The organism is Enterococcus sp. AAFC-DPL-5182, from assembly GCF_058216605.1.
Genome location: NZ_CM177101.1, coordinates 754097 through 766256, shown reverse-complemented (window position 1 = coordinate 766256; position 12160 = coordinate 754097). Strand labels below are relative to the sequence as shown.

Sequence of the window (12160 nt, the reverse complement as noted above, 5' to 3'; positions counted from 1 at the left end):
GATGGGTCTCATGAAATGTTAGTAGGAGGAATTTTAGATGAAAACAAATGATACTTTACCTAGCTCAACTATCGGACTTTTTGGTGGAGCCGTATTGATGATTATCGGATTTTGGGCCTTGATGACTTTTTCTTGGGCTTGGTGGGGACTTTTTGTTGGCGGTGCCCTTGCTTGGGTGTTAGCGTTTGGAAAAGAAAGTAAATCAGCATTTCGAGCCCCACGTAAATTATGGGTGATCCCTGTAGCGGTCCTCAGTTATTTTGTTATTGGACTAGTTATTGGATTACTTTCAAAAAGTTTAGGCTTTAACTGGGCAGCAAATCCTGCCTCTGGTCATTTAGGTGCAATTATTCTCATGTTGCCTTTTATGTTGATGGGTGAAGAATTATTAGGAATTGGGATACTAGAAGCGGCACAAAGTAAGGGGCTTCCTCTTATTGCTAGTACATTACTAAGCGCACTTGTTTTTGGCCTGATGCACATTCCTTCTTATTGGGATGGCTCTTGGTTCTCTACAGTGGCACATGTCTTACTTTTACAAGGTGTTGCTCGTTTGATTTTGAATATCGCTTACTTAAAAATGGGTAAGAGTATTTGGGGATCTTGGATCGCTCATGTACTGATTGATTTGATTGCTTTATCTGTAATGTAACCAATTTATAAAACAAAAGTATCCAGCTCCCTATCGTTTTAAAGGAGGTTGGATACTTTTTTATAGCGTTTATTTTTTTGCCGCTAGTTTATAAAGTGCTAAGGTATAAATTTCTAGATTTAGTAGTAAATCGTTTAAATCCATATATTCATTTTTATTATGAGCAATCCCTTTTTGCCCTGGAAATGAGGGACCGAAAGCGACGATATTCGGCATTGTTCTGGCATAAGTTGCGCCCGTTGTCGTAACCGGCGTACCATCTAATCCAGTGACTTTTTCATAAACTTCAGCTAATGCAAGAACATTCGGATCGTCTTTTGGAAAATTCGTTCCCTTCATACTTCTTACAATCACAACTTCCGTATGCGCCAATACAATCGCATGAACGCGCTCAATAATTTCTTCTTCTTGGAACGTGACAGGATAACGAATGGCAATCGACAATACCAGCTCCTTATCTGTCTTACGCAATTCATAAGGTGTTAGTATCAACTTGCCCGAATCTTCATCTGCTAATGCTAAATTAAACCCTTCACCATAATGCTTTTCGTGTAAAGAATCAAACACCCATTTAAAATATTTTTTAAGCGATTCCGCTAGACTTGCTTCATTCATCAATTTTTCAGCTAATAAGGTAATCGCGTTTACTCCTAGTTCTGGTGCATTTGTCGGTGCTCGTTTTCCGATTACTTCAACGTGTTGTCCATTCTTTAAGTCGACAATTAATTCGTCCGGCACATGATCTTTCGCTTGGTCGCCCTCAATCGACCCCAACGCTGACAAATCAGCTTCAGAAAATGGCGTTATCAGTTCAATATTAACGATTCCTCGTTCCCCATAAACGACTGGATATTTACAGTCTGGTGTAAATCCAAAAATCGGTGGTTGTTCTTCTGCTAGATACAAAGGCAAATCAGCAGAGCCGCTTTCCTCGTCTGTTCCAAAAATCACCCGAACCGTTTTTTCCAACGGAATGTCCAGTTCTTTCAGCAATTTCAATCCATATAAACATGCAAAAGCTGGTCCTTTATTATCCAAAATTCCTCTACCAAATAAACGACCGTCTTGTTCACTTAAAGAAAATGGCGTAAAGTCCCAACCACTACCAGCAGGAACCACATCTAAATGCCCCACAACACCAATATATTCTGGATCGTTCCCATATTGAGCAAAACCTACTGCATCGTTGACAATCTCTGTTTGAAAACCATAGCTTTCAGCTAACGCTAAAGTGGTTTCTAATGCTCGTCTAGGTTCTTTCCCAAAAGGTGCTCCTACTTCCGCTTGTCCCTTCACGCTTGGGACTTCCATGATTTTAGTCAACTCTTCTAAAAAATGTTGTTGATTTGTTTGAATAGCTGCTTTGATACGCGTTCTGATTGTTTCCATTTCTTTCACCTGACTTTTTTAGTTTTGATGCTAAGTTGTCGTGCGGTGTAGTGTATTTTTAAATGTATAACGATCCGCACGATAGTATGATGTATCATATAAAATCGGTGTGGCAGTAACAGAATAAGTGATTGAATGAACCATCAATAATGGCTCACCGGCTTCAACTTTTAGCAAAGGACTCAGTTCTTTTGTCACTAAAATAGCTTCAACTTCTTGATGAGAATACGCAATCTCGATTTGTTTTTCGATCAATTCAAACAGTGAACCTTGTAATTGTTTTTCTGTGACTTCGGGCAAATAAATCGACCGAATATATAAATCTTCTACTGTCATCGGTTCATTGTCGTATGAACGTAAACGAACTATGTGATACGCAGCCTCCTGATCGTTCAATTCCAAAGCCCTCGTGACTTCTTCTGGTATCTCTGTCACTAATTCAAAACGAATGACTTCGGTTTTTGATGTTTTGCCATAAGATTTTGCGGCTTCTGTAAATCCTTGTAATCCAGCACGTCCACTTTGGATTTTTTGCTGCGTCATCACATAGGTCCCTTTGCCTTTTTGTTTCACTAAAATATTTCTAGAAATAAGCTCATCGATTGCTTTTCTTACCGTTAAACGACTGACACCAAACTCCTTAGCTAAATCATATTCAGAAGGAAGGCGTTGTGAACTAACATAAAGGCCTTTATCGATTTTTTCTTGGATTTGCTTTGCTACTTCTTGAAAGACGCTTTGTTTTTTCGCCATTTTTATTCTCCTATCTAATCATATCCTTAGCTTTATTATAATCGAAAGTCGTTTCAAGAACTATCCTCACCAGAATTTACCATTCATAAAAAGCAGTATTGGTTGAGACGCCAGAAGAAACACTGACAAACGCTCCTGCATCAGCTTCATTCACTGCCTCATTTAATTGCTTCAACTCTTTTTTTGCCACTACTACAACGAGCAATTTCTTCTGTTGATGATCAAAGGCACCTTCCACATCGTTGATAACCGTGATTCCTCTCTTCAACGTTTGATGCAAGCGACCAATCACATATTCTGCTTGATTCGTCACGATCATGACTTGGACTTTTTGCTGCTTTGTGTTCACATAATCAACCATACGACCACTGATAAAAACAGACAATGCGCTATAAAATGCGAACTGCCAACCATAAAGAAAACCTGCTGCAAATTGAACACATAAATTAAAGATAATAAAAACCGTGCCGATACTCTTTCCCGTCGCTTTTCGAACAACGATACCTATTATATCTAAGCCCCCTGTGGAAAAATCACTTTTCAATGTGATCCCCACTGATATGCCATGCAGCACACCACCGAAGACAGCGCAAATCACAGGATCCGTTGTCAAGACAACAACAGGAATCATCCGCATAAACAATGCGGTCATAAACACAGCAAAAATCGTATAAACCGTAAACTCTCGATCGATTTTAAACCAAGAAACAACAAGCAAAGGTAAATTAAATACTAAAACCAGCAAAGGAATCGAGATCGTTCCCCATTGTGTCGTTTTTAAAACAGTGGAAATCAGTTGAGACAGTCCAGTAATGCCGTTAGCATAAATGTTTCCTGGTAACCAAAAGAAATTTAATGCCAATGAAGATAAGAAGGCATATGCTAGCGCTACCAATATTTTGTACGCCGCCAACTTTTTGATCGTAAAAATCTCCTTTCCTATCTACTTTTCTCTATTATACTAAGTATATACTATTTTGTATATACCGAAACAGAAATAAAAAAAAGAACGAATCGTATAAACCGATCCGTACTCATTTTACTTATTTATTAGAATAGGTTGTATACACCATATCGTTTTTCACGTAAACTTGCTCTACTTTTAACGCAACAGGTCCGTTGAATTCATTAAATAAAGGAATTCCTTTGCCTAAGATCTTCGGTATCGTTGTAAGAATATAAGTATCGATCAACTTTGCTTCTACCAATGGTGCAATAATACTAGCACCACCAACAATCCAAATCGCTTTACCCTCTTGTTTTTTTAATTCTTGAACCAATTCCACTGGATTTTGACTAGTAAACATTAATTTTTCAGTATTCTCATCTGGATGACTGGTGATAATATATGACATTTGCTCTTCATAAGGATATTCATCTGGGGATAACTCATTAACAACTTGATCATACGTTGTTCGCCCCATCACTACGGTATTGATTTTTTCCATTAATTCTTGATAACTCGTGTCTTCTTCAACTAATTCAATTCCGCCGCCTAAAAAGTCAATACTTCCGTCAGCCTCTGCAATATACCCATCAACACTTGCAGCAATGTATAAAATAATTTCTCTACTCATTTGAAATCCCCCTTATTATTTAAAAGCAAAGCAGACTATTCCGCAAAACTAACCAACTCATAATTCTAAAGTACAACAATACTCTGGACTACTCATTTTACTTGTTTTATTTTTCTAGTCAACTAGTTTGTTTAATTAAAAAAGCATCATTAAAAGGAACATCACTTGTCCTTTCAACAATACTTTTCTTTCATACAGACCTCATAGCCATCCTTTGTAATTGCTTGTTGAGTCGTAGAGCCTAGGCAATATAATTTAGGCATTTTTGTTAAACCAGTTTCCATAAAAACGGATAAAAATCGCTGCCATAATGAAGGGCTTGCAAGATACACTGCACTTACTTCTTCCTCTAGTAAGCATTTATTTAAACGTCGCTGACTATTCTCAGAGAAGACATTGTCATAAAGGATAGACGTATGCAAACAATGACCTTTTGCCATCAACTCAGCCTCTCCTAGATCATCCGCTAAATTACTTTTAGGATAAAAAATAGTCGTCGGTATCATAAATCTGCTTGACCATTCTTCAAACATGGTTTGCTTTGTAGGAACAAGGGCTTTAAAATCTACCGTCATATGATGTGTTAAAAGCACCTTCGCCGTTTTCGCTCCAATGACCGCAAACTTTTTTGTCTGCAGCTGATCGCTCATTTGATTCTGGAAAAAAAATTCCGCTGCATGCTGGCTTGTTAAAAAGACCCACTCGCACTGGTTCAACTTTTTTTCAAACGAACTGCTGGCATTTCTTTTCGTTAAAGTAAGTAAGGGAATTTCTACCGTTTTAAAGCCTTTTCCCTGAAAATACACACGATCCTCTTGATTATCTTCTATCAAACGTGTTAAAAGAATGTTCTTCATAATGATTCCTTAGCTATTCTATTTAATAAATGTTCTGCGACTTGCTTTCCAATACCGGCTAATTCTTGAACAACCACCGTTTCGGTAAAAGACTGCTTCAGTTCTTTGTCACCTAAAAACCCAGAAAAATGATAGTCTCTGCCTTCTTTAACTGCATAGGCCCCAATCGGGATATCACAATTTCCATTTAAGGTTGCTAAAAAGGCTCGTTCTTCCATCACTAATTCTCTAGTAGCTGGATGATTGATTTGCTGTAAAAACGCACGCATCTCAAGGTCTTCACTACGACATTCAACAGCCAATGCTCCTTGCCCTACAGCAGGTATACATTGCTCACTCGTTAAAATAGTATAAGGATAATTAGGAGCATCAAACCAATTTAAACGCTTCAAACCAGCAGTTGCTAGCACGATTCCATCCAATTGTTGTTCTTCCATCCGCTTCAAACGAGTCCCAACATTTCCACGAATGGATTCCACTTGGAAATCTTCCCGTAAGTTTTTCATTTGAAACTCTCGTCGCAAGCTACTAGTCCCTATTCTCGCTTTTTTTGGCAGCTCTTCAAAAGAAGTCACCTCACGAAAAATCAAACAATCAGAAGGATCACTTCTTTCTGGAATTGCCGCTAATGTCAATCCATCTGCCACTTTAGCAGGCATATCTTTCAAGCTATGTACTGCAAAATCGATTGTTCCTGCCACTAAAGCTTGCTCGACTTCATTGATAAATAAACCTTTTCCACCAATTTTCGCTAAACTGACAGAAAGCATCTGATCTCCTTTTGTCGTCATTGGAACAATTTCTACAAGAAACTCTCCATGAACTTTTTTCAGTAGATCCAAAACGATCATTGTTTGTTTCATTGCTAGGGGACTATTTCTAGTACCGACACGGACGGTTTTCATTTTGCTTACTTCCTTTATCTTTTCTTCTCTTCAATCATACTAGATTTTACTTTTTTGACAACTGCCCTGTACCAACTTTATAAGCTAAAAAGTATAGTCCTGCGACAAAAAAGCCGCCGCCGATAATATTTCCCAGATAAACACTGATCATATTTTGCCAAAACGCTGACCAAGTATTGCCTCCTAAAATAATCCCCATCGGAATCAAAAACATATTGGCCACAACGTGCTGAAATCCACAAATCACAAAACCCATGATCGGTAGGAAAATCCCAACGATTTTGCCGATAAAATCTTTAGCCGCAAAGTTTAAGTAAACCGCTGTACTAACCAAGAAATTACAGGCAATTCCTGAAAGAAATCCTTGTAAGAATGTATCTTTGGTTCTTCCAAGCGAAACCTGGATCGCCCGCTCTGCAAAATCCCCTTGCAATGCGCCACTCAGATAGCCAAAGAAATAAGCGACAAACAATGATCCCAACAAGTTAAAGATCGTCACGATCACAATATTCCTTACCCACTCTTTGCCACTGATTTTCCGAGCAAATAGCGCCATCGAAACAACCATCATATTCCCTGTAACCAATTCTCCGCCAGCAAGTAACAAACAAATCAATCCAAATGGAAAAACAGCCGCTCCAATCACATTCACCAATGATCCCCATTCTTTAGGCATCGTCCCCATCGCCCGAATCATCGCAATACCTGCCACTGCAATAAAAACACCTGCTAAAAATCCTAAAACTGCTAAAGTCAAAAAACTCCCCCGAGCCTTTTGAACCCCTTTTTCAATTGTAATATCCACTATTTCTGGTGGTTGAAGTGAACCCATATTTTTCCTCCTTAATTTAAAAGCTGAATGGGCTCGCTTAGGTTCGACAAGAAAATAGGAAAAATTAACTGTGACGTTCTTGGTCACATTTCATTTTTATCTTTTTCTCGAGATCCTAGCCCATAAAGCTAGATAGATTTAAAAGCTGAACGGGCTCGCCTAGGTTCGACAAGAAAATAGGAAAATAGGAGAGTGGCGCTTTTTGCCACAATCAGATTTTATCTTTTTTCCGAAGAGCCTAGCCCCACAAAGCTACCTAAACAAACCGTTTATTTAAAACATCCCACTGCTTTTTATACATTGTCCTTAATTCTTCATTCAAGTACACCACTTCATCAAAATAGTGATCCCTTAAATACTGCTGATGAACCTCATCAAAACGCTGATCTCGATTTTCACCAACTTGGATAGCATAGACATCTGCGCCTTGCTGAGTATACGAAATGATCGTTTCAAAATCGATTTTTTCTGTATCGATCAATAAAATTCGATGTCCGAATAAAGGCAATTGTTCAAACCAATCCGCGCCATTACGACAAGAAACCACATCACCTAAAATGATCAGCGAAGGATTTTGAATTTGATGTTCTTCAATCACTTCCACCATCGTTTGAATCGTTGCAGTAACCGTTCTCTGTCGTCCTAAACTGCCCCATTCAACGATAGCTGCTGGTAATTGAGGTGAGACACCTTGCTCTAAAAGCTTCTTTTGAGTGCTCTCTACTCGTTCTACCCCCATATATAAACACATTGTTCCGTTTGCTGTTAGTCCCTTAAAATCGATCGTTTCGCCACCTTGACGATGAGCAGTCGCCAAAGTCACTTTACTACTATGCTCGCGATGCGTTAAGGGAATACCGCTGTAACTACTAGCTGCTGATGCCGCTGTAACCCCTGGCACAATTTCATAACTGATTCCTTCACTTTGAAGTGTCGCAATTTCTTCACCAACACGACCAAAAATCCCAGGATCACCGCCCTTTAAACGAACAACGTTTTGTTCTTTCAAGCCTTCTTCCAATAATAATTGATTAATGTTTTTTTGCTTCAACACATGATTTTTCGGATACTTTCCACTATAAATAAAACGAGCTGACGCTTTAGCCAAATACAATAATACTGGATGGACCAGCCGATCGTAAATAATCACATCAGCTGATTCCAATACTCTTTTTCCTTTTAAGGTCAATAGCTCAGGATCACCTGAACCTGCTCCCACAAAATAAACTTTTCCCATCACTACACCATGACATAAACAAGATCTTCTTCAACAACAGTTTCGTATGCACGAACGCATCCTTCATCTGGCTCTTGAACTTGTCCATCAGTTAAATTGATTTTATAATCATGCAACGGACAAAAAACATACTCACCAGAAACCGTTCCTTCCGCTAACGGTCCTTGTTTATGGGGACAAACATTTTCAATTGCCTTGATACGATCATCACTTAAACGAAACACAGCTATTTTTTGTTCCCCCACAATGATTTCTTTTCCCATTCTAGGTGCTAACTCATCTATTTGTCCCACAAAAATTTTTTCCATCTTTATACTCTCCCCACTGTGTATAACTCTTGGCGCGTTTGTTGATCCTCAACCACTTCATCCCAAGGATTTCCACGACGTCCTGCGACTGCTTCATCTAATGCAGCCAACAATTCTTGACGTTTTTCAGCATTTAGCAACACTTCTTTTACAACCTCAAAGCCCATACGGTCGATCCATGGTGCTGTTCGTTCCGCATAAATACCTGTTTCGCGGTAGTATTGCAGCATTGCGCCACAAATGTCGATGACTTCTTGTTCGGTTTCAACAGTTGTTAGTAACACAGCTTCTTTAACTTCGGTTCCGCCATTGCCACCAACATAAATTTGGAATCCGTTTTCCACACCGATGATCCCAAAATCTTTTACGCCACTTTCCACACAACTTCTTGGACAAGCAGATACACCCATTTTAAATTTATGCGGCGTATCGATAAACTCGTAACGCTGTTCCAACTTAATACCAAGTCCCATTGAATCTTGCGTACCAAATCGACAGAAATTCGCGCCAACACAAGTTTTAACTGATCGAACAGCTTTGGCATAAGCCCCTGCTGACTTCATATCCAACTCTTCCCAGATTTTCGGTAAGTCTTCTTTTTTCACTCCGTATAAACCGATTCGTTGGCTTCCTGTTACTTTGACCATTGGTACATCATACTTTTCTGCGACTTTCGCAATCAAAAGCAACTGTTGTGGATTGGTTTTTCCACCGCGCATTCTTGGAATCACTGAGAACGTTCCGTCATTTTGGATGTTCGCATAGAGACGTTCGTTGACATAACGGGATTCTTTTTCATCTTCGTGTTCTTTAGGCCAGGCTACATTTAAATAAAAATTAATTGCTGGACGACACTTCGGACAACCTTCTGGATTTGTAAAATTCAGTTCACGGTAAACGTCATCGGAAGACGTTAACTTTTTCGCATAAATTTGAGTGACGATTTGATCTCTTGTTAAATCCGTACAACCGCAAATCCCAGTTGGTGCAGAAACAACTTCACCACCTAAAGCATAGGCTAAAACATCTCCAATCACTGATTTACATTTTCCACAAGAGCCGCCAGCTTTCGTATGTTTTGTTACATCTGCCACAGAAGTTAATTCTTTTTCATTGATCGCAGTCATGATCGTTTTTTTATCGATCCCATTACAACCACAAATTACTTCATCATCTGGCCATTCACTGACATCAGCGCTAGCCTCTTCACCAACCATATGGAGTAAAGACACAGGTGTGTATTCTTCAATGCTTTCATTTTTCTTTAAAATATTATAATAACGATTGCCTTCACTCGTATCGCCATACAGCACAACGCCAACGACTTGATTGTCTCTCACAAAAATCTTTTTATACGTGTAATTGATACCGTCAAAGGCTTCAATACTATTGATTCCTTCTACTTCTCTGATATTCCCAGCAGAATACAGATCACATCCAGATACTTTTAATGAGGTAAATGTGGTACTGCCTTGATAAGGTTTCGCTTCTTTGTCAGTTAACACATCTGCCAAGACTTTCCCTTGTTCAAATAACGGTGCAACTAAACCATAAACATGCCCATTATGTTCCGCACATTCCCCTACTGCAAAAACATCTGGAACATTCGTTTTCATAAAATCATCGACAATAATTCCGCGATTCACTTCGATAGCTGTTGTTCTTGCTAGTGTTGTTTCTGAACGAATCCCGATCGACATTACAACCATATCTGTTTCGATGGTAGTTCCATCGCTAAAGCTTAAACCTGTAACACGGCTTTCACCAAGTATTTTGTTGGTCGCTTTTTCCATTAAGAATTTCAAGCCTTGTTTTTCTAAATCAGCTTGCAGCATTTTCCCTGCTTTTTCATCTAATTGGGTTTCCATCAGCCATTTTTCTAAATGAACGACTGTGACTTCCATGCCTTGATCCAACAAACCTTTTGCAGCTTCTAAACCAAGCAAACCGCCACCGATCACGACTGCTTTTTGATATTTTTGAGCTGCTTCAAGCATATTTTCTGTATCCTCGATTGTTCTAAACCCGACAACACCAGGTAATTGAGCCCCTTCAATTGGTAATATAAAGGCTCTTGAACCTGTTGCTAAAATACATTTATCATAAGTGATTTCTTTACCCGATTTGGTGATGATTTTTTTATTGTTTGTGTCCATTTGGACTGCTGGATCATGATTGATTAGTTCAATTTGATTTTCTTCATACCATTCAAGTGGATTCGTAATGATCTCTGATACAGTCATTTTCTTTTGCAGGACATTACTCAACATGATCCGATTATAATTTGGGTATTGTTCTTCTCCAATGATCGTGATTTGATAGCGATCAGCATCTCGGTCTAAAATTTCCTCAATCGTCCGAACACCAGCCATTCCATTTCCAACTAAGACAAGCTTTTCTTTCATATTCATTTTTACACTCCTTTGTGATTTTTTGAGCAATACAATCTATGCTTCGTCTTTTTTAGAATAGCAAGAATGAAAGCAGGTGACTATTAGGGAATTACCTAATAACGATACAAAGCAACGCTTTTAAAATCAGAAAGGAAATTTCTTCTCTGTGCTCATACAAAAAAAGCAACTGCTCCTAATCAAGAAGCTAGTTACTTTTTATTTTCTGACTTTTAAACTTGCGCTAAAAATTGTTTTCTCTTATCTTCTGAGGCCTTGTTTAGGTCAATATACTTCCACTTCACATTTTTAATTCCAATATCTTTAAGCGTTCCTTTGATAAAAACCGTTTTGACATAATTCCCTTTAACATATTTTAAATACCACTTAGGAGCAGTACCTGTATTGATGATCGTTGTAGTCTTTATATTCGTAAATAATCCTTTTAAACTGATGCCTGAATCATCATACGCGATATTTTTCAACATGACTTTATCGAAAAAACCTTTGATGATGGCGGGAAACTCATACCACCAGGTAGGAGCAATAATAAACAGTTCACTGGTTTCTCCTAGTATTTTTTGATACTGACGAACAAGCGGATCCGTTGTTTCACCTTTGGAAAATAACGCTAGATCCTTTGCAGAAAAAACTGGATCAAAGTGCTCTTTATTCAAATCGATCAGTTGGTATTCTGTTCCTTCTGCTGCAAGACGTTGCTGTAGTTTTTCTAAAATCGCATGATTGTAACTGCCTTCCCATGGATGGGCGTATAAAATAGTCGTTTTCATTTTTTCTCTCCTGACTTAGATTGTTGAATTTCTTTATAAATAGTGTGGATTTCCTCACTGATTTCTTCTTCGTACTGTGCATATTCTTTTGCAACGATTTTTGGTTTCAATTCTTGGATCAGCTTTAAAACCATTTGTTCATGTTTGATTTTTTGTCTAATGTCATTTTCTTTTTTAGTCAATAACTGATTGGATCGTTCGCTACATTCATCACTTTCTGGAAACTCTAAAAAGTTCAATAATTCCTTAATTTCCTCTATAGAAAAACCTACGTGTTTCATTACAATTAAATATTCCAATAGGATTTTATCTTCTTCATCAAAAATACGATAACCATTTTCTTGGCGTTTGCCTATGACAATTCCTTGGCGTTCATAGTATCGGATCGTTGAAAGTGGAATGTCCATTTCATTTGCGACATCTTTCATTTTGTACATCAGCTCAGCTCCTTTTTTTATTTGTCTAACAG

At 38.4% G+C, this 12160-nt stretch carries 13 protein-coding genes; 1 reads left to right on the top strand and 12 read right to left on the bottom strand.

The window, feature by feature from the left end; genetic code table 11:
• Positions 1–37: 37 nt before the first annotated feature.
• Positions 38–652 carry a CPBP family glutamic-type intramembrane protease gene (locus tag AC4BB7_RS03490; protein WP_490484448.1) on the top strand — a complete coding sequence of 205 codons (615 nt, stop codon included), beginning with the start codon at positions 38–40 and terminating at the stop codon, positions 650–652.
• 69 nt (positions 653–721) lie between these two features.
• On the opposite strand, the gene AC4BB7_RS03485 is transcribed toward AC4BB7_RS03490, so the two are convergent.
• The 12 genes from AC4BB7_RS03485 to AC4BB7_RS03430 all read right to left on the bottom strand — a co-directional run bounded on the left by AC4BB7_RS03485 (position 722) and on the right by AC4BB7_RS03430 (position 12128).
• Positions 722–2041, bottom strand: a complete 1320-nt coding sequence (locus tag AC4BB7_RS03485; RefSeq protein WP_490484447.1) for a Sapep family Mn(2+)-dependent dipeptidase — start codon at positions 2039–2041, stop codon at positions 722–724.
• Positions 2042–2071: 30 nt separating this feature from the next.
• Positions 2072–2794 carry a GntR family transcriptional regulator, LSA1692 subfamily gene (locus tag AC4BB7_RS03480; protein WP_490484446.1) on the bottom strand — a complete coding sequence of 241 codons (723 nt, stop codon included), beginning with the start codon at positions 2792–2794 and terminating at the stop codon, positions 2072–2074.
• 76 nt (positions 2795–2870) lie between these two features.
• Complete coding sequence (locus AC4BB7_RS03475; protein ID WP_490484445.1) at positions 2871–3707, bottom strand: YitT family protein; 837 nt, start codon at positions 3705–3707, stop codon at positions 2871–2873.
• 130 nt (positions 3708–3837) lie between these two features.
• Complete coding sequence (locus tag AC4BB7_RS03470; RefSeq protein WP_490484444.1) at positions 3838–4371, bottom strand: dihydrofolate reductase family protein; 534 nt, start codon at positions 4369–4371, stop codon at positions 3838–3840.
• Positions 4372–4544: 173 nt separating this feature from the next.
• Positions 4545–5228 (bottom strand): uroporphyrinogen-III synthase, encoded by a 684-nt coding sequence (locus AC4BB7_RS03465; RefSeq protein WP_490484443.1) that lies wholly within the window; start codon positions 5226–5228, stop codon positions 4545–4547.
• Positions 5225–6133, bottom strand: coding sequence for a hydroxymethylbilane synthase (gene hemC / locus AC4BB7_RS03460; RefSeq protein WP_490484442.1), 909 nt, complete (start codon positions 6131–6133; stop codon positions 5225–5227). The genes AC4BB7_RS03465 and hemC overlap by 4 nt, the downstream gene beginning before the upstream one ends.
• A 46-nt stretch (positions 6134–6179) precedes the next feature.
• On the bottom strand, positions 6180–6965 hold the full coding sequence (locus tag AC4BB7_RS03455) for a formate/nitrite transporter family protein (protein ID WP_490484441.1): 786 nt from the start codon (positions 6963–6965) through the stop codon (positions 6180–6182).
• Between the two features lie 256 nt (positions 6966–7221).
• Positions 7222–8202 (bottom strand): uroporphyrinogen-III C-methyltransferase, encoded by a 981-nt coding sequence (gene cobA / locus AC4BB7_RS03450; protein ID WP_490484440.1) that lies wholly within the window; start codon positions 8200–8202, stop codon positions 7222–7224.
• Positions 8203–8204: 2 nt separating this feature from the next.
• Positions 8205–8510: a nitrite reductase small subunit NirD gene (gene nirD, locus AC4BB7_RS03445; protein ID WP_490484439.1), complete on the bottom strand. Its 306-nt coding sequence runs from the start codon at positions 8508–8510 to the stop codon at positions 8205–8207.
• Between the two features lie 2 nt (positions 8511–8512).
• Complete coding sequence (gene nirB, locus AC4BB7_RS03440; RefSeq protein ID WP_490485115.1) at positions 8513–10915, bottom strand: nitrite reductase large subunit NirB; 2403 nt, start codon at positions 10913–10915, stop codon at positions 8513–8515.
• Between the two features lie 218 nt (positions 10916–11133).
• Complete coding sequence (locus tag AC4BB7_RS03435) at positions 11134–11691, bottom strand: NAD(P)H-dependent oxidoreductase (protein WP_010770825.1); 558 nt, start codon at positions 11689–11691, stop codon at positions 11134–11136.
• Entirely contained in the window at positions 11688–12128 is a 441-nt protein-coding gene (locus AC4BB7_RS03430; RefSeq protein ID WP_086315561.1) for a MerR family transcriptional regulator, read from the bottom strand. Before AC4BB7_RS03430 ends, AC4BB7_RS03435 begins: the two co-directional genes overlap by 4 nt.
• Positions 12129–12160: the final 32 nt, after the last annotated feature.